The sequence below is a fragment of the Erysipelothrix sp. HDW6C genome (assembly GCF_011299615.1).
GTDB lineage: Bacteria > Bacillota_I > Bacilli_A > Erysipelotrichales > Erysipelotrichaceae > Erysipelothrix.
On record NZ_CP049861.1, the window covers coordinates 300,257 to 325,595 of the forward strand.

The following is a 25,339-nucleotide window of genomic DNA, read 5'->3' on the forward strand; positions in this document are numbered from 1 at the left end:
ACAACACTCACGATAAAAAAGACCGTACTTTCGTACAGTCTTTTCTAACCAAAATAATTCTGGATTGTTGCATTGTTTTTTAACTTGTCTTTCAAGATCATTCCAGGAATAAATACCGCCGCAATTTCACCCGCGAATACGTAGAAGGCGTTGAAGAAAAAGGGTAAATCTTGAAAAATGAACGTTAATTCAGCCCCAACGATCAGACCGTTGATAATAGCGGGCCACAGTAGTTTTAAAACATCATTTTTTGTTACGACCATTGCGTAACATGTGATTGCTGTCGCAAGTGTTCCAAACACAACATCTGCCATCCCTAAGGGACTGAAGAGATTGGTAATAAAACAACCCAGAATGATTCCGACCATGTGTTTCTTGTTCACCAAGAGTAATAAGAGGGTACATTCTGCCAAGCGGACTTGGATTGGTCCAAAGCTCAATGGCTGTAGTGCAAGCGATACAGCCACATAAACAGCCGCAAGCAATGCCTGTATTGTTAAGTCTTTTGTTTTCATTGTTATTTCTCCACGTACTTATAGTACACGTTGCACGCTTCTAGAGCAAGCGTGTGTTACGACGACGTACGCGTTTGTTGGATGTTGGTGTAAAGTTGAGAAGATTGTTGACCAATCCCCAACTTGACCATAATGATAAACCAATACCAATGGCAACGTTCAAGAGAAACTCTCGCAAAATCCCACCGTCTCCGACAATAAATTTCCAAGTGATTTGATACGCTTCAATCAATGTAATTCTACCCATGTTCATTATACTCAATGCGATGCTGGTAAATTCAGCGAAGAAAATCATGAAGAGTGCGAGTCCAAGAAGAATGTAGACATCTTTCTTGTAAATTTGTCCACCCATTTTTTGAAACCCTTTGATTGCGAAACTTAGGATAAAGTAACCCGCAATTCCGGAAATGAATCCAATACGGCCAATAAGTATCCATAATGCGACACCTAACAACATCCCACCGATTGCAACAATATAAGGAATCAATGGTGAATCTGATTTCTTTTTATATTGTTCTGACATTGATTCGGTCGTTTCTTCAAAACCCGCACCATCAAGGATTACCATCTTGGTGCCAATTCTAAAGATTCCAATGTCACCTGTCTTCCCATCATCAGAGCTGATGTTCTGACTGCGATTGCGTACAATCACCGCAGTAACTGCATCCACAATATCTGTAAAATCTTTAGCCTCATCAATATTGACCAGGTTGAGTTCTACATTCAAGGTATAACCATCCATATAGACGCCACCCAATGGAATTGCGTCATATTTCTCTCGAAGTGCTTCAATTTTTTCGACCAACTCAGCACCACGTTCCACCGAAAATGTGAGACAAATCATATTTTTACGATCCAGACCCGAAGCAACAAATAGGATATCATTCTCGCGGCCGTAAATACCCTCAATATCTGAAAGGTAGTTGTATCCATTCTTAAGCTCTTTGATGTGATTGATCATAATATCTCCTCCGTTAATAATTATTCAAACGTTGCGTCTTGACGAAATACTTGGTATGCCAAGAAATCACGCTTTGTTTCTTGGAATGATTGTCGTGCCACTCCAAATCCTGCTAATACTGTAAATAATAACCCAAAACCAATATTCTTGTATACCTCAACTGCAATTTCTGAATCACTCATTGCGAATGGGAATAATTCAGTCAATGATTCCCAGAATGTGATTGAGTATCCTAATTCGTTGAAAACATTACCCAATGCGATTGTTGTCGAAACAACTTCAGCAATAATAACACCAGCAATTGATAGCAAGAAGATCATAATAACTGCAGTTCGTGTCAAACGACCTCCAAACTTCTCATAACCTTTGTAACCAAGGAAAACCATTAGAAGACCAATAAGTCCGACAATATAGTTGAAGTTAACGCTAATGACGACCCATGCAATTACCCCAATGGCGATCCCACCGATTGCACCCAAGTAACCTAAAATAGGATTTCCTTTGTTGTTGTAGAAGCTTTCTTCTTTTTGCGATTGCTCACTGAATTCTGAACTTGACATGATTTCAACATTATCATTGATTCGATAAACATCCAAATCGTGCTCTTGTCCCGATATTGCCGAGACCTGAACTGCACCTTTTTCGTTTAAAAATTCCGTAATACTATCAATAATCACTGGGAATTCAAGATCCATATCGATTTCTTTCAAGTGAATTGGAATCAAAATTGATGTTTTCGGTGCCGTATAGCGACGACCAATTCCTTTGTGTTCTTTGTAGAGATCTTTTAAGAAATCTTTGAGCCCCCACGATACATTGTCCTTAATATTAATTTGCAACGTACTCGTGTTTTGTTGAGGGTTTGGTTTAATAATAAAGTAGTACCCATTTGATATTCCTGCAATGACATTAATGTCACGCATGTATTCTAATTTTTCCATATTTTCTCCTTAAATAGCAAAATAATTATACGCATATTTTTATCAAAATATGGCGAAATGTCACTAAAGTCTCTTCATATGTACTCGAGAGCCTACTTTTATTTAAGAATCTTCACAAATCGGTTCATTTATAGGATTTGCTTCGAGAATGGGGTAAGTTACCAATGGTTTATTAACTTCATTCATTTTTTCTTTAATCCGACCCCATGAAGAGAGAACGGTTAACCCAATTCCAATGGCGATATTTCCAGCCATTGCACGCGCCATGGTCCCTTCTTGGATGTATGCTGGAAGAACATCCGTAAGCACAGTGAAGAAACCATAAGCACCTCCAAATGCACGGTATACATCAATTGCTCTTGATACATACTCTGCAACAAATATCATGAGCACAGAACCAACTAAAATGGTTAACATCGACTTGCGCGCTAATTTACCACCAAAACGCTCATAGCCTTGAAACCCGAATGTAATAATTAAAAAACCAATGAATCCCGCCATAATACGAAGTTGCATGACACCAACCCAAATCGCAACACCCAGAAGCATTCCAATAAATGCACCACCGTATGCCTTGATTGAGCTCTTTTCTTCATTATTATATGTGTTTTCGCGATCCAAGAGTTCCAAACGATAAATATCACGGTTTAGAATATCAACCGTCTTTCCGATTCTATAGATGCCCAGGTCTTGAGTATTCCCAGAAATTGAGCATCGTTGCACATAACCACGATCCATAAGTTCAAAGGAAATCGCTTCAACGATCATCGGAAATTCATGTTCCATATCTATTTTTTTAAGACTCACAGGAATTAGAAATTGTGGCTTAATTCGATTGAATTCGACCAATGATCCTATCCCTGGGTGATCTTCACGATAGTCATCGATGAAATCAAGGATGCCACCATCCGTTTCATCACCAACATTGAACTGTAAGACAGCGACTTGTTTGCGACGGCTGTATTGCAAAATGAAATAGAAGCCATTTGCCTCACCTGTGATAATGCCTAAATCTTTAATGTATTGAAAATTGTTCATGAAAACACCTCTTATTCTTTATTATAACGTGTCGAATTGAAATCTATATGAGAAATTACATTTAGAATACTTTTCGAATGATTTTCAACCGTTTGTACCATGACGTGTAAGGGGGATACATGACGGGCAATGAGCGCGATGTTGAATGCATAATACCTTGAACATGACTGAAAGCATCGAAACTGTGCTCACCATGGTAATGTCCAATACCCGACGTTCGAACACCACCAAAAGGGAGTCGATCGTTAACCAGGTGAAGCACTGTATCATTCACAATCCCGCCGCCAAAGCGCACCTCATTTAAAAGCGGATGATCCTCTGTCTCTGTAAACAAATAGAGGGCGAGGGGATTGGGATGTTTTGCGATGGTTTCTTTGACTTCATGTATTTCTTTGAATGTCTGGATTGGTAGTATCGGTCCAAATATCTCATCATCAAGGATTGTATCACGCAGGAGTGTTGGAGCAACGTACCGTCCTTCGCTATCACCACCATAAATGATGTTTTCTTTATTGTCTGAAATGATGAGGCGCAGTCTTTTTGCATGCGTTTCATTTACAATGCGCCCATAGTCACGGTTGTTTTTAATGTCTTGGCCATAGAAGGATTCAATCGCTTTTTTCATCGCTTCAACAAGGTCATCATAACGACTTTCATGCACTAAAACATAGTCTGGAGCAACACAGGTCTGTCCAGTATTGATGAGTTTGCCCCAGATTATCTTTTGCGCTGCCGCTTTAATCTTGGCATCATCTAAAACAATGGCCGGACTCTTTCCACCCAACTCCAAAATCACTGGAGTCAAATGCTCCGATGCTGCACGCATGACAATTTTTCCAACATGGGGACTTCCGGTAAAAAATATAAAATCAAACGACGCATCGAGTAATTTTGTATTGACGGAAACATCGCCATCCATTGCATAAATATAATGATCATCAAACGTTACATTCAACATATTAATGAGTACTTGATTAATGCTGGGTGTGAATTCCGATAATTTTACAATTGCCGTATTTCCTGCCGCAATGGCACCAACCAGCGGCACTAGCGATAATTGAACCGGGTAGTTAAAGGGGCTCATAATGAGAACATTACCACGCGGTTGCTTACGAATCTCACTTCGCTTCCCCATCAAAACCCACGGTGTTCGGACACGCTTCGCTAAGGATAAGCGATCCAAGTTCTGAAGCATGTATTTTATCTCGCGGTATACAATCGCAATTTCGGTTGTGTATGCTTCAAATTGCGATTTCCCCAAATCATGTTTGAATGCCTCATACAATGCGGATTCATTTGTTTTAATTGCTTGTTGCAACTCGCGCAAGCGCGCTTTACGCCAGTAAATATCATGTGTACCCTGTGACTCAAAAAAATCACGTTGTTTTTGTATTTGTTCCATAGGTCACCTCTCCCCATCATTATACTCCCAATCGTTTGAGTTGACACAAACAACGTTCCATTGTAAAGTATAGAAAATTGAATAGAGGTAGCGGTGCATCAGAGTATGAAGTCGAGTAGGTATACAAAGACGCTTCAAAAAGGTAATCATCGCCGAACATTGTGTTTAGACATAAACACCGTGTGGGGATAGTGAGAACATCACTATCACTCGATCCATCCGGATTGGCGCTATAAACTGCAGAGACTTTAGCCAAATCCAAGCTAAAGTCTTTTTTATACCCTCAAGAGTTCAATTTTATAAGACGGAGGAATTACAATGAAGAAATTATGGATGCTTCTTTCGGTTTTATTGCTCATCGTTACAGGATGTGCAACAACAACCGATGGTTCGAATACGTTTACCGTTGGAATGGAGTGTGGTTATGCACCGTATAACTGGACTCAGCCCAACAAAACTGATTCTGCGGTTGCCATAGATGGCGGTCAATACTGTGACGGCTACGATGTTCAAATTGCCAAACGTGTTGCAGAATCAATGGGGAAAGAACTCGTTATTAAAAAAATTACATGGGAAGGTCTTATTCTATCCCTGCAATCGGGTCAAATTGATGCCGTCATTGCTGGTATGTCACCAACCGATGAGCGCAAGCAAGAAATTGCTTTCTCCAATGTTTACTTTATGGATGATACAACAGCCTTTGGTGTTGTTGTCAAACGTGATGGTCCATTCAAAGATGTGAAGACCATCCACGATATGAGTAATGCTTTGGTTTCAGCTCAGATTGGAACATTCCATGTAAAATTACTCTCACAATTAACCGATGTACGAAAAGTGGAAAATCTCAAAGACTTCCCAACCATGACTGTTGCATTACAATCGGGTGAATTGGATGGTTTCGTCGCTGATAATGGTACGGGACAAATGATTAATGCTTCAAACCCTGATCTGCTTTACATTCAATTGGATGGTGAACAAGGATTTACCGTTACAGAGGAAATGGCTGGGGTTGCGATTGGAATTAATAAGAACAATACTGAATTATTAGATGAAGTGAATGCTGCTCTTGCAACCATTCCCCGTGAAGTCCAACAAGAATTAATGGACACGGCGATTAATTCAGGAACGTTCTCAACAGGAAATTTCTTTGATCAGGTGATGACTATCCTTGCCAACAACTATCAATCCTTTATTCGCGGAACACTCACAACTCTGGGTATCTCTCTTGTCGCCACATTATTGGGATTCTTGATTGCCTTGTTTGTGGCCATTACACGTGGTACTAAAGTTACCAATGTCATTGCCAATATCTACATCACGATATTCCGCGGTACTCCAATGATGGTACAAGCGATGATTCTCTACTATGGTGTTTCAATGCTCATCCCAGGTTTCCGTTGGTCAAACCTTCCTTTTGGAAACATTCTCGCCGGTATCATTATTGTAAGTATCAACACCGGTTCCTATATGTCCGAAACAATGCGAAGTGGTATTCAAGCCATTGATCCTGGCCAATTCGAAGCTGCGAAGAGTCTTGGATTCACGCGTTGGCAAACAATGAAGAATATCATCCTTCCCCAAGCAATTAAAAATGCAATCCCTGCCTTGGGTAATGAATTAATCGTTAATGTTAAAGATACTTCTGTTCTTAATATTATTGCAGTTACTGAGCTCTTCTTCGTATCCAACGGAATTGCCTCAACGACCTATCAAATATTCCAAACATTTACGATTACCAGTGCAATCTACCTGACACTTACAACTATCTTGACCTTTATCTTGCGCTTTGTGGAACTGCGATTGGATAAAACAAAAAAAGTTGCGAGCAGCTATCCAACCTCTGTGACTGATTTTAAGTCAAACAATATATAGAAAGTGAGCACCCCTATGTCAAATGACGTTATTGTCTCGATTCGAGACCTACATAAAAAATTTGGAGACCTTCAAGTCCTCAAGGGAATCAACCTCGATGTTCATCGTGGTGATGTAATTTCAATTATTGGATCCTCAGGATCAGGAAAATCTACGCTGCTTCGTTGCCTGAATGATCTTGAGCAGTTTGATCAAGGCGATGTCTTACTTAATAATGAATCCATTAAAACAGTCGGTGCAAAAACATTGCACACGAACATTGGTATCGTTTTTCAAAATTTCAATCTCTTTAACAATCTCAGTGTCTTGGAAAATTGTGTACGCCCTCAGGTTGTGGTTCTTGGTCGCAGTCAAGGCGAAGCAGAAATCATCGCACTCGAACTTTTGGATAAAGTTGGTATGAAGCAATTCGCTAATAAAAATGCAGTGCAATTGTCCGGTGGGCAAAAACAACGTGTTGCCATTGCACGCGCATTGGCCATGAATCCCAAAGTACTCCTCTTTGATGAACCTACCAGCTCACTGGATCCAGAAATGGTCGGAGAAGTACTAAGTGTCATGAAAGACTTAGCCAATGAAGACCTTACCATGGTTGTGGTAACCCATGAAATGGGGTTTGCCCACGATGTCTCCAATAAGGTTGTTTTCATGGATGATGGTGTTGTCTTGGAACAAGGAACACCCGACGATATCTTCAACAACCCACAATTTGATCGAACAAAAGCATTCCTCAAGAGATTTAGAGGATAGAAGGACAACACATGAAAGAAACAATTCAACAACTTGCAAAACAATATTTACCAGAGATGGTTGCGGCACGGCGCCATTTCCATCAGAATCCCGAACTTGCGAATGAGGAGTTTGAAACACAACGCTATGTTCAAGCGTTTCTAACAAACCTGGGCATTGAAAACTTCCCCCTCGCCGGAACAGGTGTCGTCGGACTCATCCACGGAGGGCACCCAGGCAAGACTGTGCTGCTTCGCGCTGACATGGATGCATTACCAGTCCTTGAAGCTGTAGACATCCCTTATCGCTCCTCTGTCGAAGGATTGATGCACGCGTGCGGACACGACGGTCATACAGCAGGCCTTATGGGAGCCGCCATGATTCTTAACGATGTCAAAGAACATCTTCATGGCACTGTAAAATTAATGTTTCAACCAGCAGAAGAAACAACAGGAGGGGCTCAACCCATGATCGATGCCGGTCTCCTTGAAAATCCCCACGTTGATGCCGCTTTTGGACTCCACCTTGGCGGACATCTGGAACACGGTAAAGTACAAGTACGATACGGTGCAATGTTTGGAGCGCCTGATGAATTTGAAGTCACGATTACGGGACGAGGTGGGCATGCAGCCAGCCCGGAACAAACAATCGACCCTATCAGCGTCGCTGTACAATTCATTCAAAACGCACAGTTCATCCTGACACGCCGCATTGACCCTGTGAAACCAGCACTCGTTTCATTTACAACCATCCACGCAGGTGAGGGACTCAATGTTATTCCTCAAACGTGTACTGTTGGTGGTACAATTCGTACCCTTTACCCAGAAACTCGCAAAACTGTTTCAGCGCTTCTTGAAGCAACTTTGGAATCGCTGTGTACCGTGAATGGTGCAACGTACGACTTCAACTACATGCCTTCCTACCCACCATTGATTAACGATGACGCAATGACTCGTCTTGCACATCAAAGTTTGATCAACTACTTTGGAGAGGATACCGTATTGGAACAAGAATTCCCAAGTCTCGGTGCTGAAGACTTTGCATATCTCGCCCTCGCAGTACCTTCATCGTATTACTATGTTGGTATTTATGAGAATGGAAAACCTGAGCCCATCCATCATCATCCTGAGTTTGCTTGGAATGATGATGTTCTTGAGACAACCAGCGCATCGCTGGCAACGATTGCGATTGACTATCTTAATCAGCAAGACAACTTTGGTTGTCTTTTTTATTGGTTTGATGTGTCTATGATTCGAGGAGTGGAACATCATGGTATAATTTATCTATAAAAGGAGGAAGCAAGAATGACGTATATTAAACCAGAAGATGTTGTCGGTACGGCAACAAATGTTCGTGTCTTATTTGATGGTGGTGACGAGAGTTATGCTGTAGCCCTCGTAAACTGGAAAGGAAAAGAAATGTATGCAATTCGTTGGAATGGTGACGACCGCAAACCGGGCGGATTCCCACTTTTCGGTAAAACACCCCTATGGATGGTTTTACCCGAAGAGATAGCTGTGGACGGTATTGCTGGAATTATTGGAAAAGCATACCAATAAGTCGGAATCAAACGAATTGTAATCCCTTTATGAAGACTATAAAATAGGACTGTCCAGGAGGGGATGTTATGAAAAAATATTTATCTGAGTTTTTAGGCACGTTTTTTCTCGTGTTTCTAGGATGTGCTTCAGCAGTGTTCCTTGGTTCTGATCCACTGATCGTTGCTTTCGTGTTTGGGTTTACAGTGTTGTTTTCTGCGTCAAGTCTGATCGGAAAGATTTCCGGAGCGCATTTGAATCCCGCCGTGACCCTTGCTTTTCTTATGAACAAGAAAATTACCAGCAAAGATGCTGTTGGTTATATTATTGCTCAATTTATTGGTGGTATCGTCGCCGCATTTGCTTTGAATTTTTTGGTTGGGCAAACCAACCTGAATGGTTTGGGAGCGAATGGTTACGATTCCTTATCAGCAAGTGGTGCAACATTAACTGCAGCTTTGTTTATTGAAATTTTGGCAACAGCAATCTTTACTTTTGTGATCATGCATGCAGCCACATCTTCATCTGCAGGATTCGTCATTGGACTAACACTCACCGCACTGATTCTTGTGTTGTTTAACGTTACCGGTGCATCGCTTAATCCAGCACGAAGCTTTGGTCCTGCACTCTTAACAGGAGGCACTGCCTTGAGCCAAGTATGGGTATTCATTATCGCACCAACACTTGGGGGTCTCTTGGGTGGACTTGGTTATAAATTTCTCAATGAAATACGTGAAGACTAAAAGGGATGCGAAAGCATTCCTTTTCTTCAATCATACAATTGACAAAACAGCCTTTTTACATGATAATGAGTAAAAAGCAATGAAAGATTAAGTAGTAGGAATCGTTTGCCAAGAGAGTCGGTAGTGGTGTGATCCGATCAAATAGAACCTGCGAATATGGATCTGGAGCTGTATGGTTGAGGGATTCCTAAAATCATACCGATTTACACCCGTTATTGTGTAAAGTAATTTTACTTACAAAGATCAAATACTGTGAAGTTTTGGTAAATTAAGGTGGTAACATGAGCATGCTCATCCTTAGGGACGGGCTTTTTTTATGTTTAGAGAGGACACGCATATGATCGAGTTTAGAAACGTATCAAAAGAATTCACAACCAATCACGGCAATCTCTACGCTGTACGTGATGTGTCATTTAAGGTTGAAGCTGGAGAGATTTTTGGTGTTATTGGCTACAGTGGTGCCGGAAAGAGCACACTTGTCCGCTGTATCAATTTGCTTGAAAAACCCAGTTCTGGGGACGTCGTGATTGATGGTGTTGTCATGAACGATTTAAGTGAGCGCGATCTGCGCGATCATCGTCGCAAAATTGGAATGATTTTCCAACAATTCAATCTTATGGCATCACGAACTGTTTTCGACAATGTTGCCCTGTCACTCGTAAACTCAAAAATGACAAAGCACGAAATCCACGATAAAGTGACCCTACTCTTAGACCTTGTCGGTATCCAAGATAAAGCACACGCTTATCCATCACAACTTTCCGGTGGTCAGAAGCAACGTGTCGCGATTGCACGCGCACTTGCAAATGATCCAAAGATTCTTTTATGTGATGAAGCGACCAGTGCCCTTGACCCACAAACGACAACCACCATTCTTAAATTGCTCAAAGAAGTTAATGAGAAACTTGGAATCACCATTGTCATCATTACACACGAGATGAGCGTCATCAAAGATATCTGTGATCGCGTTGCCGTCATGGAAGCAGGTCAAGTTAAAGAGTTGACCGATGTTGTTTCAATCTTCTCCAAACCTCAGGCACAAATTTCAAAGGATTTCGTAAATAATACCACGAATATGAATGAACTCAGTGAGACCCTTACTACAAACCCTGGTATTTTAAACCTCAAAGAAGGGCAGGTACTCCTTCGCATTGATTTCTATGGTGAAAGTACAAAGGATTCCGTGATTTCTTATATCAGTCGTACATTTGAAGTTAATGCATCCATTGTATTTGCAAATATCGAAGTCGTAAAAGAAGATATTATCGGTTCAATGGTTATCATCCTTTCTGGCGAGCGCAAGGCAGAAGCCTTGGCTTATCTGAACACCATCGATGTGAAAGTAGAGGTGTATTAATATGTTTGAATTTCTCGGTTTTTATGCACCTAACCTCATTACCTATTGGGATGAATTTATTCTTGGTATTATTGAGACCTTGTATATGCTTGCAGTCTCGGGATTTTTCTCAATCGTTTTCGGAATTATTCTGGGGTGATTCTTGTTGTCACCCGTAAAGGAAATATTCTCGAAAATCGTTTGGTCTACAATACGATTGATGCACTCACAAATTTCTTCAGAGCCATTCCGTTTGTTATCTTGATAGCGATGCTTCTGAATGTAACACGCTTTATTTCCGGAGTCCCCTATGGCGTCGAAGGCGTTATCTTTCCACTCATCGTTGGTTGTACACCCTTCTTCATTCGTCAAGTCGATCTGGCGCTTTCTGAACTGGATAGTGGACTTATCGAAGCTGCACAAGCCATTGGTCTTTCACCCCTTCAGATTATTTTTAAGGTCTATTTGAAAGAAAGTGTTCCTTCAATTGTGCGATCCATCGCAATTACTTTAATAAGCCTTCTTGGTCTTACTGCATCTGGTGCTGTTGTCGGTGGTGGTGGCTTGGCATCGTTTGTCATTCGTTACGGCCACGGTCGTTCAATGACCGATATTACCGTTGCCAGTGTCATTGTCATCTTACTCATCGTTTTGGTTATTCAACTGGTCTGCAACACCATCATTAAAAAAACATCACATTAAAAAATACCGCCGGTGCTAATCTTGGCGGTATTTTGTTATGATATTGCGATTTCTACGGTTTGATTTTCATCAATTTCTTGGAGCATCTCTTTGAGTGTCTCCCAAACATTCATCACTTCGTGTGTCTCAAATTCCCAATCTGTTGCAATGTATGCCATGACCTCAAGGTCTGTTTGCTCGTGCTTGAAGAATGCCTCAAAGATATCATTATTGGTTTCATGATCGATAACCAATACATCAATAACTGATGCATCATCGGTTACATGATATGGGAATTCAATTTTAAAGGTTGTACGGAAATAATCCACAAGGGCTAAAATAACATCACCTTGATTTTCAAGATACAGTGATTCAGTAACATCATTACGATTCGACTTGCGATTAATTTTTGCGTTGTACATGTTAGTTCCTCCTCTTAATAGACACCAATTGCGCGTAGATAACGATCAAATAGCGCTGCGTTACCATTGAAATGGTAACCCGCAATTCCACATTTCTTTGCACCCACAATGTTTGCCTGTGAGTCGTCGATAAAGAGACAGGTCTCTGGATCGAGTTTGTTTTTTGTAAGGACATGTTCATAAATGCCACGGTCGGGTTTCGACATGTGAATTTCGCCAGAGATAACAAGGTCATCAAAGTGATTGAAGACATCATAATTGTTGAAGTAGTCACGGAAGTTTGCTGCAGCATTCGAGCAAAGGTACACGCCATGGCCTGCATCTTTGAGTTGGTGAACAATTTTTACCATCTCCGCACGTTCTGGCATGTAATTTTGCCACTCGCGCATCACGCGTTCAGCGACTGCTTGCTGTTCGGGAGATACTTTTTTTAGTGCATCAGTAATAATTTCTTCGAGTGTTGTATCGCCATTATCCAATTGCTTCCATCCTTCACCTGCAAAAATGCCATATTTCAAGGATTCGATTTCTTTTGGATCGTGGGTAAATTGCGATAGTATATAGTCCGGGCTGAAGTCTAATAGGACATTACCCATATCAAAGATAAAGTTTTTATACATTAAAATACCTCCTACTACCTATTATATTAGTGGGAGGTATCTTAGAATACAAGCCTTATTCTTTATATTTTGCTTTTTATGAAAAGTTGTTGGTAATTCTGCGCGAGTTGTTCGCGCATATCCTTACCAAAGTGATTGTTCATGTGCTTTCCAACATATGATACATAAGCTGGTTCATTCCGTTTTCCTCGCATCGGAACCGGGGCAAGAAACGGCGAATCTGTCTCAATTAGAATCCGATCAATCGGCATGATTTCCAAGACATCACGGACGTTTTGGCCATTTTTGAATGTTGTGATACCACCAAATCCAAGATAGTAACCCATATCTAGAAACTGCTTTGCGTTTTCGACTGTATCTGTATAGCAATGAATGACACCACGTTTGTTAACGGGATGTTCTTTTAGAATTCGCAGCGCATCTTTAACCGCCGAATCGCCATCTTTCTCATTACGCAAATGCACAGCAATCGGTAAGTCAAATGCATTTGCAAGTTCAATTTGATGAATAAACATGGCTTCCTGAAGGTTCTTGTAACTGTCATCCCAGTAATAATCCAAGCCGATTTCACCAACACATACGACTTGCGGATGTGTATAAAAATGTTCTAACGCCTTGATATCTGTTTCAGTCAGTTCGCGTATTTCTGTTGGATGGACACCAATAGATAGGTCAAACATTGCATCACCATTCACTTTTGATAACGCATTTTCTACTTCTGTAGGTGTTCCACAAATAATATTTATTTTTGTAACGCCATGTTCTTTTGCATTTGCAACAATCGTATCAAAGTTTTCAAAAAGACCTTCGCTTGCAATATGCGCATGGGAGTCAATCCAATGATAGTTCATAACACATCCTCATTTCTCTTATTTCCCTAAACAGAAGCGGGCAAAAATTTCATCTAAAACATTCACATCTTCGCGCGGCATGATCACCGATGCCAATTCAACATAGGATTCATTGAGATCAATTGTCACAAGGTCAAGTTCCATTCCAAACTCCAATGCTTCAATGGCGCGCTGCATTGCCAAATAACTCTTTTGAACTGCTGCGATGTGGCGTCTGTTGGAGAGTGTTGGTTTTTCGAGTGCTTGTGTGTGTTCAACATAACGTGTGTTAATTGCATCTCTAAGCGCTTGGACATCTCCAGTCAGTGCACTGACCGATACACCATCATCCGCAATTGCTTCTGATAAATCACGCTTGTTATATACGATAATACGTTCCTTATTTTGTGTTGCTTCAAGTAAGTCGCGATCTTCCTGATCGCGCGTTTGCGATGCATCAAATACTACAATCACAAGTTCAGCACTTTCCAAAGCCTGTCGGCTTTTTTCAATGCCGATTTGTTCGATAATGTCACCCGTATCACGAAGGCCGGCAGTATCTACAAGGTGTAGGGCAACGTTCTCAAGGCGAATCCACCCTTCGACCAGATCTCGAGTCGTTCCTGCTATATCAGTGACAATCGCTTTTTCTTCATCCAAAAGCACATTGAGAATGCTCGATTTTCCTACATTCGGTTTTCCAAGAATGACGGTTTTAACGCCTTCCTTCATAATTCGACCACTTTTTGATTCACGTAAAATTTTCGCAAGGTCTGCTTCAAATTCTTTCGCTAATGGCATAATGATGGCTTCGGTTAGAACTTGAACATCATCGTATTCTGGATAATCAATATTGACTTCAATATTGGCAATGATTTGAATGAGTTTCTCAAGTAAGGGTTCAATGAGTTGCTTTACACTGCCTTGGACACCAGAGATGGCAAGTTCTTGCGCAAATTCATTCGGTGCTTGGATTAATTCCATCACAGATTCCGCTTGCGACAAGTCAATACGACCATTTAAAAATGCGCGTTGCGTAAACTCACCTGGCTCGGCATGACGAGCACCTACGGATAAGCAGAGTTCAAGAATCTTACGCGTTACAAGAACCCCACCGTGACAGCTGATTTCAACGACATCTTCACGGGTATATGTACGTGGCGCACGAAATACGCTTACAAGTACTTCATCTACCGGTTTGTGTGTAATTGGATCAATGATATGACCGTATTGAACGGTATGTGAGGGAACTGTTTGCAAGTCACGAGAAAAGAGTGTGTTCGCAAAATCAATTGCTTCCACACCACTGAGTCTTATGACGGATATTGCACTTTCTTGAAGTGCTGTTATTATTGCTACTATTGTGTCTGTTATCATGCACTTATTATAAGGAAAAACGAATGAATACGCAAACCATCGGCAACAAAAAAGCACCATTGGGTGCTAGCGTTTCAGTAGGTAAGCAATAAGTGTTGTCAATAGTGCGAGCACTACGATCCCCAACCACACAAAATGTTGCTGTCTTGATGTTTGCCGTTTCACGGTATCTCCTTTAAGATTTGTTCATGATCTTTTCTAATATTTTGCGCACTTCTACTTCTGCATTTTCTTGTACTTCGACAATCCTTGCACCTTTGCTATAGGCTATCTCACGCAACTGGACGGCGATTTGCGTATATCGCGATGCTCCAATTACAAGAAGGGTATCACCTGTCTCCATTTTAAGGATGCGATTGATTGCTTTTTGATAGTTGGGTGCGGGATCACCATAAAGCACCGGTTTATTGAACAATTGGTCGGCGTATTCTAATTCTTCCATCTCCGGTAATACACCATGCAATGCAATGACTGTTTCTGAACCCGCTTGCTCATGAAGTCGGTCGATGTTCATGGTAATCACTGGTATGTTGTAGTCTGCCAAGGCACGATGGGCATCATTGGGTTTTGCTTTTGAAATAACATCCACCAACCCCCGTACAGTTTCCTTATATTGATCGGGATGATTGAGCGCAAATGATCGGTATAATTGATCACGTACCTCTGGTGTTTCCATAAATGTTTGAATTCCCGATGCTTTGCTAATTCCAGCACCTGTAAAAGCGACAATCATTGACTGCCTCCTTTAATTAAATTCTCGAGTACCTTTCGCGTATTGATTTCAGCGTTCTTTTGTATTTCGATAACGCTTGCTCCATTGTTTGCAGCAATCTTACGAATGTCATTGGAAATGACCGTATACTCCGAAGCACCAATTACCAATAAAACATCTCCAGTTTTGAGTTGTTGCACTAAGGCAATTCCTTTTGGATAATTAGGTGCCTGCTCGCCATAGAGTACGGGTCGATTTTCAAGATTAAGTCCTTTTTCACGTTCTTCTTGAGTTGGCACTGTACCATGTAAATTAATGGGATGGCTTCCAGCTTGTTCATGCAATCCATCCACATTCATGGTTATAACAGGAATATTGTATTCCGCCAACGCCAGATGGGCGTCATTAGGACGTGCATTTGAAAACACATCACCCATTGCTGCTACGGATGCACGAAAATCCTCCGGATGTTTTTCGAGATACTCTCGATTTAGCTTTTGTCGGATACCTGGCATTTCATCAAATGTATTCAGTCCGGATGCTTTGCTGATCCCTGCTCCAGTTAATGCTATTATCATACCTATCACCTAGATTTATTATACCAAATCTAACATGTATTTCCGCTCTTTCGCCCGTTACTCTTTTTCCTTCTTGATAAATCGACGGTAAAGTTTTATCAACACAAGTACAACAAGTAACGTGATTGTGATTGAAAACAACTGAATAAGCAGATAGTCATTAACAAAACGCACCAACAAGTTGTCTGAGTTTATGGCGAAAAAGGGATTGGGGTCCATTTTGCTAAAAAGGGCAATGTATACAACCATTCCCGCGACCACAAATATATCCAAGTACTTCTTACGGTACATGTAAATGCCGAGGGGAATTGCGGCAAGCGCTCCAACTAGACCAATAATTTGCCAAACAAGATTCATATGTAGCACCTCCGTGTCTTCCGATATTTTACCATACTTTACTAATCAAGGTTAAAAAAAAACGACCGAAGTCGTTTTACGAAATATAAACAATTTCTTTTTTTATGTCATTTTCAGCATCAAACGTATTCTTATACCAATAACTGTTATCATTAAGAACTTGCCAACGACGTTCATCTTTAATATACGACCAATCTTTATCATTTTGGTAGTACAGTTGAAGGTCTTTGGCCTCAAGAATATTTAATATTTGGTTGTCATGGTAATTAAACTCATCAAAATCAGTAAATGCCTTATTACCCATTTCTGAATAGAGACTGTTTAGTTCTAAGAGTAGGTCATGTACTTCAGCATCCAGCTCTTGGACATTCAATCCCAACTCTTTCGCTTCACGTGACATGATAGGGAAGGAGTGTGCTGGGTACTCACTGTTGAGTTTCTTACTGATGCGTTCGCACTCCATTTCATCATGATTGTGATAGGATAAGATATTCTTAGCCACACGGATAGACAGCGAACTTGAGCGATCTAATGACCCTAAGATAATAGGGTGTACATACTTGTATAGTTCTTGATAATGGTGAACAGCACCTTGAGGGGCGTTCTCGTGCCATAATTTTTCGATACGTTGGATTTCGTCTTGAGAAACGGACACCTTTCCATTTGTAACTGGATCAATAGGCGATAATTGATGACGCTTTGATGAATCAATGGGTGTTAAGTAGGCAAGGGGACCCATATGGATTTCATCCGAACCCAAGGTAATCAAAGTTGCAGATGATGCAGCCTCTAAAGGGATCAGTGCTGTAACATTCTTTGCATAGTTTCGAATTACATTTACGATTCGCAATGCAGCTACAGTATCACCGCCATCTGACTTAATGAAGATGGCAACTTTATCAAGATTTCCAACTTCTTTAAAGAGATTATAAAATGCTTGAACATCATTCTGACAGACAGCGCCATTGAATGAGTTCCAATATACAATCATTGGCATTCCAATCTTCGATTCGATCTTCTCAATTAATGCTTGTGTTTCGCGATACATGAGAGGGGGTTGCTTAATTTCAATGTTGTTTGACATGATACGTCCTCCGTCCCATAATCATAGCGAATCTTCCTTAAAATTTGCATGGCTTGATATGAAATGTTGATTCAATGTAACTAAAGTCATTTTCACAAAAGAGAACCGCGCTCTACTCACATGTTTCTTAAGATTCTTCATTTTAACCACAAAAAAAGAGTAGCGAATGCTACTCCATAATATCTAACAATTCTAAAATACGATTCAAATCATCATTGTCTTCAAAGTGAATGGTTACTTTGTGTTGATCAATGTTAATGCGTGTTTGTAGTTTCTTTTCAAAAAGTGACTTTGCATATGAGAATTGTGAATTATCGACAGGTTTTACCGGTACTTTCTCAGTATGCTCATTGTTGATAAGTGCTTCAGTTTCACGAACAGATAATTTACGGTCGTAAATCTGTTGGGCAAAACGCTCAATCTCTTTTGGATCTTCAAGTGTAACAAGCGGTCTAACATGACCCATCGTGAGTTTATTCTCACTGACCATTTCTTGAACTGATTTTGGCAAACGTAACAGACGAAGGAGATTGGTTATATGGCTACGTGACTTGCTGACACGTTTCGCGACCTCATCTTGAGTAAGACCCAATCGTTCAATAAGTGATTGGTAGCCCGCTGCCTCTTCAATAACATTCAAATCTTCCCGTTGCACGTTTTCAATAATGGCAATTTCCATCATTTGAGCATCGTCAAATTCAACAACAATCGCTGCAATGTCTTCCATTCCAGCTTCTTTTGAAGCGCGCAAGCGACGTTCGCCAGCAACAAGTTCGTACCCTTTTTTGGTTTCACGAACAAGGATGGGGGTAAAGAGTCCGTGTGTACGGATTGATTCTGCCAATTCACGAATTTTTTCTTCATCAAAATGACGACGTGGTTGATAGGGATTGGTACGAACATCTTTAACTTTTAGAGTTGTTTTTGTTCCACCAAAATTATCATTTTTTCCTTGTTGGATATCTTCAAGTACATTTGTGACATCATCACCAAAGATTGCTCCAAGACCACGCCCTAAACGATTGTTATCGGACATTTGCTTCACTCTCTTTCTTATGTTGTGATAAGACTTCTTTTGCTAAAGAAGCGTACGCTTTTGCGCCTTCTGACTTTAAGTCATATTCAAAGATTGTATTCCCTCGCGATGGTGCTTCGGATAATTTAACATTTCGTGGTATGTTACTCTTATAAACGCGTTCTTTAAAGTATTTACGAACTTCTTGTTGGACTTCAACACTTAAGCGCGTTCTCACATCAAACATCGTCAACAATACACCTTCGATTTTTAAGTCTGGGTTGAATAATTTTTGAACCAAACGAATGGTTGATAAAAGTTGTGTTAACCCTTCAAGTGCATAGTATTCGCATTGAACTGGGATAATAACGGAATCCGCAGCAGTCAGTGCATTTGTATTCAAAAGACCTAATGAAGGGGGACAATCTATAATAATAAAATCATAATCGTCTTTAACTTTCATTAGTTTGTTTTTTAGTAATTTTTCACGTCCGATTTTAAACTCCACCATTTCCAAATCGGCACCAGCAAGATCAATCGTCGCTGGAATGAGATCCATTGGTGGTGTCGTCAATTTTAAGACCACATCGCCAACTTCTTTTTCGGTTAAAATTAAATCATAAGTACTTTCCTTGATTGACATGCGATTCGCACCCACACCTTGCGATGCGTTTCCTTGCGGATCAAGATCGATCAAGAGTACTTTTTGGCCCAAATACGCCAAGCCTGCTGATAAGTTAATGCTTGTGGTTGTCTTACCAACGCCACCCTTTTGATTTGCTACGGCAATTATTTTCCCCATTGACTCACATCCTTCAATTTATTTAGGAAAACGAACTGTAATTACAACCTCGTCTTCGGTTTCTTTCATTTCATGCTGAACAGGAATTCCTGTTTTCTCAATCATACCAATGGATTGCTTGATCGTATTGATTCCAATTTTTACGCTTTGTGAGATACCCCGTGTGATTGGCTTGTGTTTCCGCGGTTTATTGACAAGCGTTTCTGTTTGCTTAACATTCAATTTCTTATTAATAATTTCATCAAGAACATGTTCTTGTTTTTCACGCTCAATCCCTAACAAAGCGCGGGCGTGGCGTTCTGTAATGCGACGCTCTCCCAATGCTCCTAAAACCGGTTCAGGTAGATCAAGAAGGCGGATTTTATTGGCAATTGCGGATTGTGATTTACCCAAACGTGTCGCCAATTGCTTTTGAGTTATTCCTTGAATCCTTAAGATGTCACGAAAGGCTTTTGCTTCCTCAAGGACACTCAAGTTCTCACGTTGAATGTTCTCGATGAGTGCAACTGTAGCACTTTTCTCATCATTGATATTACTTATTATTACGGGTACAGTTAGGAAACCGGACATCATCATCGCTCGGTAGCGTCGCTCCCCAGCAATGATTTCATAATGGTCGCCAACTTCTCTAACGACGATGGGCTGAATAAGTCCATTTTCACGAATTGATTGTGCCAGTTCCATCAGACTTTCCTCATCAAATATTGTTCTTGGTTGATATCGATTCGGTTTTATCTTTTCAATGGCTAATTCTGTCTGATCAATCATGTGCCCTCCCCGACAATGGTGTCTTCTTTATTTTAGCATAACTGCGTGGATATTTCTTTGGAGTATTTTTAATTTTCACAATTTCTAAATTAAAGCGTTCTCCCAATACATCATCATTAAACTCATGGGTTCTTAACAATTCTCCACCCAAAATTGTAATCGCCTTTTTAGACTCCTCGTACTCCTCTAATCCGCGCGCACCTTTCATTGCCAGGAACACACCACCCACCTTAATAAAGGGGATGCACAGCTCACTGAGAATATCAAGGTAGGCAACAGCACGTGCAGTTGCGTAGTCAAACGATTCACGAGCGTTAACAATAACATCTTCCGCTCTTTCATTCAAGATAGTAACGTTGCTTAAGTTGCACGCCTCAACAACACGACTTAAAAAATTGGTACGCTTGGTTGTCGGCTCAATGCACGTGACATGGATATCCGGTCGTGCAATTGCAATTACAATACCAGGAAATCCAGCACCACTGCCGATATCAGCGAGTGTTGCTTGGGGTTTCATTGCTGGAGCAATGAGTAGTGAGTCATAGAAATGCTTGTGGTAGATACCGGCATCATCATCAATCCCCGTCAGGTTTAATACTTTATTTACTTCTTGAATCAAATTCTTATACGTTAAAAATTGTTCCTTCTGCTTGGGAGAAGCAACAATTCCTAATGGTTCTAACTGCGTTATAAATTCCTCTAAAGTCATACGAACTCCTTAAAATTCAAAATTTAAATCAATACACTTTCGTGCCGCTTCAGCAACTCTAACTACTGCGAGACTGTGCTCAAACAATGCATCACGTTTGGCAAAGTCTTGAGCATCACTGATTTCTTTAAAAGCAGCAATTTGGTATGAAAGACGGTGTTTATCTTGAATATTATAGTCGATTTTCGCATCTTTTGTAACGATTTCGACAGATTTAATCAGACTCACACTTTCGGGTACCATAATGTATCCTTTTTCACCTTGAATTTGTCCAAAATTGAAAGAAAAACTATCTTTTGCACCGACACATTCCACGACGAAGTCATCATACTTCATAGTAAGGATGCCTGAGGTATCAATACCATTCTCATATTGGTTGGCAATATAGGATACCTGATTGGGTGACCCAAAGAGTCCAACTACAAAATGAATGTTGTAGATGTTAATATCGGCCATGGCACCACCAGAGAAACTTGGATCAAAAACGTTGGTTATAACATGATCGAGCAATTGAGGATATCGGCTTGAGTATTGACTGAAATTACATTGAATTGCACGAATTCGACCAATGCGCTCCAATTGTGATTTTATATAATCAAAGTGAGGCATGTGGATGTTGCAAATTGCTTCAAAAAGCATCAGATTCTTTGCTTTAGCAAGAGCAATCATTTCTTTAGCACGTGCCTCATTACCAGCAAACGGTTTTTCGACAATCACATGCTTCCCAGCTTCTAGAGCTTGCATTGTTTGGTGATAGTGTAAACTATTTGGAGATGCAATATAGATAAAATCAATGTCTGCATCGGCAAACATAACATCCAGTGCATCGTAACTCTTTTCAATGCCCATCTCGTCCGCAAACGCCCGTGCACCTGCAGCTGTTCTTGAATACGCAGCCACAAAATCGACTCCGGCTATTTCACGACCTGCATTGATAAATTCTTTAACAATGAATCCACTTCCAATCGTTGCAATTCTCATGGTGAACCCTCCTCGTTGTTGCTTTTATTATACCACGCTTTAACGGTGATAAAAGTAACTTAACTCGAAGATGATTCGACAAAAAAGAGTCTACTCGATGTAGACTCTTGAATATTAAGGTTGAGTACGTTGTTTTAAGACAATCGCAAGAATTGCCATATCTGCTGGATTCACTCCTGAGATACGTGATGCTTGTCCCATTGTTAGGGGACGAACCGCACTTAGTTTTTGCTTTCCTTCAATTGATAAATTGTCAATTGAGTTGTAATCCAGTGTTTCTGGAAGTTTAATGTTCTCCATGGAACGCAGTTTTTCTGCATCTTTCAGGGCCTTTTTAATGTAGCCTTCGTATTTTATCTCGACTTGAATTTGGAATGCCAAATCGGCGCTGACGTCCATATCAAGTAATTCAAGAACTTCCAGTAATTCAATCCCTGGACGCTTCACAGCATCATAGACGCTTAAATCATGTGCGTCAAATGGGGAATTCTTTTGTTCAAAATAAGCAATGAATGCATCATTGTGGGGAATCTTAACTGTTTTTGATGTTTCAATAAATGCATCGATTGTTGCGATATCATCTTCGATAGCCGCATACGCATCAGATCTTAACAAACCAATTTGATGGCCAAAATGTGATAGTCTACGGTATGCATTATCATGACGTAGTAACAAGCGATATTCTGCTCGCGAAGTCAAAAGGCGATAGGGCTCAAGGGTTCCCTTAGTTACCAAATCATCCAACATAACACCAATATAGGCCTCGTCACGTTTAAGAATCAAGGGTTCCTCACCGCGGTTTTTCAGCGCTGCATTAATACCTGCCATTAAACCTTGACCGGCAGCTTCTTCATAACCGGATGTTCCATTAATTTGCCCTGCAGTAAATAAACCATCGACAGTCATTATTTCAAGAGACGGTTTCAATTGAATGGGATCAATTGCGTCATATTCAATCGCATAACCGTATTTTTGAACGCGCACATTTTCAAGTCCAGGGATGGTTCGAATCATTGCATCTTGAACATCTTCGGGAAGTGATGAACTTAACCCTTGTACATAGGTTGTATCCAAAGATGCTGCTTCGGGTTCTAAGAAAATTTGATGACGATCCTTATCAGCGAAGCGGACAATCTTGTCTTCAATCGAAGGGCAGTATCGCGCACCAACACCTTCAACAACACCCGAGTACATACTGGATTTGTCTAAGTTTGCTTCGATAATTGCATGTGTATTTGCATTTGTATAGGTGAGATAACACGCATATTGTTCTTGGATGACATCTTCCTTCTTTGTTGCATTTGAAAAGTAGTAGGGTTTGTCATCACCGGGTTGGATTGTGGTTTTTGAGAAATCAATACTATCTGTGTAAACACGCGCAGGTGTCCCAGTCTTTAGTCGGAATGTCTTGAGACCTAAAGAACGCAGCGACTCTGACAATTTGTTTGTGGTAGGATCCCCTTCAGGGCCCGAATGAGTTACTTTATCAGACAGTAGAATCTTGGAACTCATGTATGTCCCGGATGTAATGATAACTGCTTTTGCTGCAATCATTTCGCCATCTGCACAGAGAATTCCTGTAATCTTTCCATCTTCCGTCGCAATTCCCTCAACCATCTTTTGAACAATTTCAATTCCAGGTTCACTTAAAACAGCATCACGCATCGCTTTGCTGTATTCAATCTTGTCAGATTGGACGCGTAAACATTGCACGCCCGGTCCTTTGCTCGAGTTTAAAATTCGAAACTGTAATGCCGTCTTATCGGCAATCTTTCCCATAACGCCACCCAGCGCTTCAATCTCACGCACAACAATTCCTTTAGCAGGGCCACCAATTGATGGATTGCACGGCATTGCTGCGATTCTATCTATATTTATTGTGAAGAGTGCCGTCTTTTGCCCAAGACGCGCTGCAGCAACTGCTGCTTCAACGCCGGCATGACCCCCTCCAACTACAATTACATCATACATATTCAAAGCCTCCGACTTAGATTTTACCATATTTCCGTCTGTTTCGACGATTTTATGCCTAAACTCTTGACAGGTTTCGCTCGGCGTATTACTGTATTACTATAAATGGTACAGATAGGAGTGGGTGTATGATTTCAATTAATACAAAAAGTACAACGCCAATTTTTGAGCAAATCGTACAACAAGTCGGAAAATATATCGCCTTGGGTGTTTTGAAACCGCACGAACAATTACCTACTGTACGGGTCCTTGCTAAAGAACTTGGGATTAACCCCAATACAGTTTCAAAGGCCTACCATGAATGTGAAATGAATGAATTGATTTATTCGATTCCGGGGAAGGGATCGTTTGTAACGGATGCTACTGAGGGAGTAAATACCATTGTTTATGATGCCTATGCGCAGTTTTTAAAGGCGCATAACCAACTTAAAGAGTTGGGTGAGACAGAAGAGGCAATTTCATTGTTTCTTGAGAGGAATAAATTATGATACAGTTCATCAATGTGAATAAGCGCTACGAAAACAAATCAATACTCGAGGATATCAGCATTTCAATTCCACCTGGAACAATTCTAGGCCTCGTTGGACGTAATGGGGCAGGGAAATCGACTTTGCTACGCCTCATTTGTGGTGTCCTTCAAGCCGATGCGGGAATCGTCGCCTATCACGAAGAAAATGTTTATGACAACCCCAATGCAAAAAAAGAAATCTTTTTTGTCAGTGACGATGCCTATTTTATGACCAAAGCATCAATTTTAGAAATGAAGCAATTCTACCGTGTCTTCTATAAAAATTTTTCTGAGGAACGCTTCTTTGAGTTGATCAGACTCTTTGGCTTGAAACAAACAGATACAATTGCTTCATTTTCAAAAGGGATGAAGCGTCACGTTTCATTAGCTTTGGGAATTGCATCACGTACAAAGGTACTCCTTCTTGATGAAGCTTTTGATGGTCTCGATCCAACAATGCGTTTTAAAATTCGCCAAATTATCAGTGAAGAGGTTTCCACATACAAGCGTACTGTTGTCATTTCTTCGCACAACTTGCAAGAACTCGCAGATATTTGCGATTCTGTTGCAATTATGGATAACAAACGGATTCGTTTGAATTATACCCAAGAGGATATCATTACGCATTATCATAAATATCGGATTGCCTTTGCAGAGCCAATCGATCCCGCGCTTTTCGCTGAACTTACTCCTATCTTTTTAGGAGGAAAGGCGAAAATATTTACCATGATTGTTAAAGGGTGTCGTGAAACCACTGAACACTATCTCAACAGCCTCAATCCCTTGCTACTAGAACGTGATGACGTTTCACTTGATGAAATATTCATGTACGAAATGGGAGGGTACTAA

Annotated in this window: 29 protein-coding genes, 1 riboswitch and 1 other annotated feature; of the genes, 10 read left to right on the plus strand and 19 right to left on the minus strand. The window is 40.6% G+C overall.

All coding sequences use genetic code 11. The features are described from left to right. Nucleotides 1-44: 44 nt before the first annotated feature. The 5 genes from G7062_RS01480 to G7062_RS01500 all read right to left on the minus strand — a co-directional run bounded on the left by G7062_RS01480 (nucleotide 45) and on the right by G7062_RS01500 (nucleotide 4,857). Nucleotides 45-515, minus strand: a complete 471-nt coding sequence (locus G7062_RS01480; protein WP_166064149.1) for a QueT transporter family protein — start codon at nucleotides 513-515, stop codon at nucleotides 45-47. A 40-nt stretch (nucleotides 516-555) separates the two neighbouring features. Further along, nucleotides 556-1,476 carry a hypothetical protein gene (locus tag G7062_RS01485; RefSeq protein ID WP_166064150.1) on the minus strand — a complete coding sequence of 307 codons (921 nt, stop codon included), beginning with the start codon at nucleotides 1,474-1,476 and terminating at the stop codon, nucleotides 556-558. A gap of 20 nt (nucleotides 1,477-1,496) precedes the next feature. Beyond that, nucleotides 1,497-2,417, minus strand: coding sequence for a hypothetical protein (locus G7062_RS01490; RefSeq protein WP_166064151.1), 921 nt, complete (start codon nucleotides 2,415-2,417; stop codon nucleotides 1,497-1,499). Nucleotides 2,418-2,519: 102 nt separating this feature from the next. Beyond that, entirely contained in the window at nucleotides 2,520-3,455 is a 936-nt protein-coding gene (locus tag G7062_RS01495; protein ID WP_166064152.1) for a hypothetical protein, read from the minus strand. 61 nt (nucleotides 3,456-3,516) lie between these two features. After that, the gene (locus G7062_RS01500; RefSeq protein WP_166064153.1) at nucleotides 3,517-4,857 is read right to left on the minus strand and encodes an aldehyde dehydrogenase family protein; all 1,341 of its coding nucleotides are present in this window, start codon (nucleotides 4,855-4,857) and stop codon (nucleotides 3,517-3,519) included. A 74-nt stretch (nucleotides 4,858-4,931) separates the two neighbouring features. Then, a riboswitch (Lysine riboswitch) is annotated at nucleotides 4,932-5,098 on the plus strand. 77 nt (nucleotides 5,099-5,175) lie between these two features. On the opposite strand from G7062_RS01500, the gene G7062_RS01505 reads away from it, so the two are divergent. From G7062_RS01505 to G7062_RS01535, 8 genes are all read left to right on the plus strand, one after another. Continuing rightward, entirely contained in the window at nucleotides 5,176-6,729 is a 1,554-nt protein-coding gene (locus tag G7062_RS01505; RefSeq protein WP_166064154.1) for an ABC transporter substrate-binding protein/permease, read from the plus strand. Nucleotides 6,730-6,744: 15 nt separating this feature from the next. Beyond that, nucleotides 6,745-7,479: an amino acid ABC transporter ATP-binding protein gene (locus G7062_RS01510; RefSeq protein ID WP_166064155.1), complete on the plus strand. Its 735-nt coding sequence runs from the start codon at nucleotides 6,745-6,747 to the stop codon at nucleotides 7,477-7,479. Nucleotides 7,480-7,490: 11 nt separating this feature from the next. Continuing rightward, a complete protein-coding gene (locus tag G7062_RS01515) occupies nucleotides 7,491-8,747 on the plus strand; it encodes a M20 family metallopeptidase (protein ID WP_166064157.1) in 1,257 nt (418 codons plus the stop codon). Between the two features lie 15 nt (nucleotides 8,748-8,762). After that, nucleotides 8,763-9,017, plus strand: coding sequence for a hypothetical protein (locus G7062_RS01520; RefSeq protein WP_166064158.1), 255 nt, complete (start codon nucleotides 8,763-8,765; stop codon nucleotides 9,015-9,017). Between the two features lie 68 nt (nucleotides 9,018-9,085). Then, nucleotides 9,086-9,739: an MIP/aquaporin family protein gene (locus tag G7062_RS01525; protein ID WP_166064159.1), complete on the plus strand. Its 654-nt coding sequence runs from the start codon at nucleotides 9,086-9,088 to the stop codon at nucleotides 9,737-9,739. Nucleotides 9,740-9,809: 70 nt separating this feature from the next. Further along, nucleotides 9,810-10,041: a binding site (T-box leader), on the plus strand. Nucleotides 10,042-10,076: 35 nt separating this feature from the next. Next, nucleotides 10,077-11,096 carry a methionine ABC transporter ATP-binding protein gene (locus G7062_RS01530; protein ID WP_166064160.1) on the plus strand — a complete coding sequence of 340 codons (1,020 nt, stop codon included), beginning with the start codon at nucleotides 10,077-10,079 and terminating at the stop codon, nucleotides 11,094-11,096. A gap of 1 nt (nucleotide 11,097) precedes the next feature. Further along, nucleotides 11,098-11,235, plus strand: coding sequence for a hypothetical protein (locus tag G7062_RS11480; RefSeq protein WP_240915969.1), 138 nt, complete (start codon nucleotides 11,098-11,100; stop codon nucleotides 11,233-11,235). Continuing rightward, entirely contained in the window at nucleotides 11,232-11,777 is a 546-nt protein-coding gene (locus tag G7062_RS01535; protein ID WP_240915970.1) for a methionine ABC transporter permease, read from the plus strand. The genes G7062_RS11480 and G7062_RS01535 overlap by 4 nt, the downstream gene beginning before the upstream one ends. Before the next feature lie 35 nt (nucleotides 11,778-11,812). On the opposite strand, the gene G7062_RS01540 is transcribed toward G7062_RS01535, so the two are convergent. The 14 genes from G7062_RS01540 to mnmG form a co-directional block, all read right to left on the minus strand. Continuing rightward, nucleotides 11,813-12,178 (minus strand): hypothetical protein, encoded by a 366-nt coding sequence (locus tag G7062_RS01540; protein WP_166064161.1) that lies wholly within the window; start codon nucleotides 12,176-12,178, stop codon nucleotides 11,813-11,815. 14 nt (nucleotides 12,179-12,192) lie between these two features. Continuing rightward, nucleotides 12,193-12,798 carry an HAD family hydrolase gene (locus tag G7062_RS01545; RefSeq protein ID WP_166064162.1) on the minus strand — a complete coding sequence of 202 codons (606 nt, stop codon included), beginning with the start codon at nucleotides 12,796-12,798 and terminating at the stop codon, nucleotides 12,193-12,195. A 62-nt stretch (nucleotides 12,799-12,860) separates the two neighbouring features. Then, nucleotides 12,861-13,649: a TatD family hydrolase gene (locus tag G7062_RS01550; RefSeq protein ID WP_166064163.1), complete on the minus strand. Its 789-nt coding sequence runs from the start codon at nucleotides 13,647-13,649 to the stop codon at nucleotides 12,861-12,863. Between the two features lie 18 nt (nucleotides 13,650-13,667). Beyond that, the gene (gene mnmE, locus G7062_RS01555) at nucleotides 13,668-15,005 is read right to left on the minus strand and encodes a tRNA uridine-5-carboxymethylaminomethyl(34) synthesis GTPase MnmE (RefSeq protein WP_166064164.1); all 1,338 of its coding nucleotides are present in this window, start codon (nucleotides 15,003-15,005) and stop codon (nucleotides 13,668-13,670) included. Between the two features lie 175 nt (nucleotides 15,006-15,180). Further along, nucleotides 15,181-15,738: a Sir2 family NAD-dependent protein deacetylase gene (locus tag G7062_RS01560; protein WP_166064165.1), complete on the minus strand. Its 558-nt coding sequence runs from the start codon at nucleotides 15,736-15,738 to the stop codon at nucleotides 15,181-15,183. Then, nucleotides 15,735-16,295 (minus strand): Sir2 family NAD-dependent protein deacetylase, encoded by a 561-nt coding sequence (locus G7062_RS01565; RefSeq protein WP_166064166.1) that lies wholly within the window; start codon nucleotides 16,293-16,295, stop codon nucleotides 15,735-15,737. Before G7062_RS01565 ends, G7062_RS01560 begins: the two co-directional genes overlap by 4 nt. A gap of 57 nt (nucleotides 16,296-16,352) precedes the next feature. Continuing rightward, on the minus strand, nucleotides 16,353-16,652 hold the full coding sequence (locus G7062_RS01570; protein WP_166064167.1) for a hypothetical protein: 300 nt from the start codon (nucleotides 16,650-16,652) through the stop codon (nucleotides 16,353-16,355). A gap of 76 nt (nucleotides 16,653-16,728) precedes the next feature. Next, a complete protein-coding gene (locus tag G7062_RS01575; protein WP_166064168.1) occupies nucleotides 16,729-17,736 on the minus strand; it encodes a hypothetical protein in 1,008 nt (335 codons plus the stop codon). 169 nt (nucleotides 17,737-17,905) lie between these two features. Next, the gene (locus tag G7062_RS01580) at nucleotides 17,906-18,772 is read right to left on the minus strand and encodes a ParB/RepB/Spo0J family partition protein (RefSeq protein ID WP_166064169.1); all 867 of its coding nucleotides are present in this window, start codon (nucleotides 18,770-18,772) and stop codon (nucleotides 17,906-17,908) included. Continuing rightward, entirely contained in the window at nucleotides 18,762-19,553 is a 792-nt protein-coding gene (locus G7062_RS01585) for a ParA family protein (protein ID WP_166064170.1), read from the minus strand. The genes G7062_RS01580 and G7062_RS01585 overlap by 11 nt, the downstream gene beginning before the upstream one ends. A gap of 18 nt (nucleotides 19,554-19,571) precedes the next feature. After that, nucleotides 19,572-20,321, minus strand: coding sequence for a nucleoid occlusion protein (noc, locus tag G7062_RS01590; protein ID WP_166064171.1), 750 nt, complete (start codon nucleotides 20,319-20,321; stop codon nucleotides 19,572-19,574). After that, nucleotides 20,314-21,030 carry a 16S rRNA (guanine(527)-N(7))-methyltransferase RsmG gene (gene rsmG / locus G7062_RS01595; RefSeq protein ID WP_166064172.1) on the minus strand — a complete coding sequence of 239 codons (717 nt, stop codon included), beginning with the start codon at nucleotides 21,028-21,030 and terminating at the stop codon, nucleotides 20,314-20,316. The genes noc and rsmG overlap by 8 nt, the downstream gene beginning before the upstream one ends. A 9-nt stretch (nucleotides 21,031-21,039) precedes the next feature. After that, complete coding sequence (locus tag G7062_RS01600; protein ID WP_166064173.1) at nucleotides 21,040-22,011, minus strand: Gfo/Idh/MocA family protein; 972 nt, start codon at nucleotides 22,009-22,011, stop codon at nucleotides 21,040-21,042. A 114-nt stretch (nucleotides 22,012-22,125) separates the two neighbouring features. Next, nucleotides 22,126-23,982 (minus strand): tRNA uridine-5-carboxymethylaminomethyl(34) synthesis enzyme MnmG, encoded by a 1,857-nt coding sequence (gene mnmG / locus G7062_RS01605; RefSeq protein ID WP_166064174.1) that lies wholly within the window; start codon nucleotides 23,980-23,982, stop codon nucleotides 22,126-22,128. A 128-nt stretch (nucleotides 23,983-24,110) separates the two neighbouring features. On the opposite strand from mnmG, the gene G7062_RS01610 reads away from it, so the two are divergent. Both G7062_RS01610 and G7062_RS01615 read left to right on the plus strand, forming a co-directional pair. Next, nucleotides 24,111-24,470: a GntR family transcriptional regulator gene (locus G7062_RS01610; protein ID WP_240915971.1), complete on the plus strand. Its 360-nt coding sequence runs from the start codon at nucleotides 24,111-24,113 to the stop codon at nucleotides 24,468-24,470. After that, entirely contained in the window at nucleotides 24,467-25,339 is an 873-nt protein-coding gene (locus G7062_RS01615; protein ID WP_166064176.1) for an ABC transporter ATP-binding protein, read from the plus strand. The genes G7062_RS01610 and G7062_RS01615 overlap by 4 nt, the downstream gene beginning before the upstream one ends.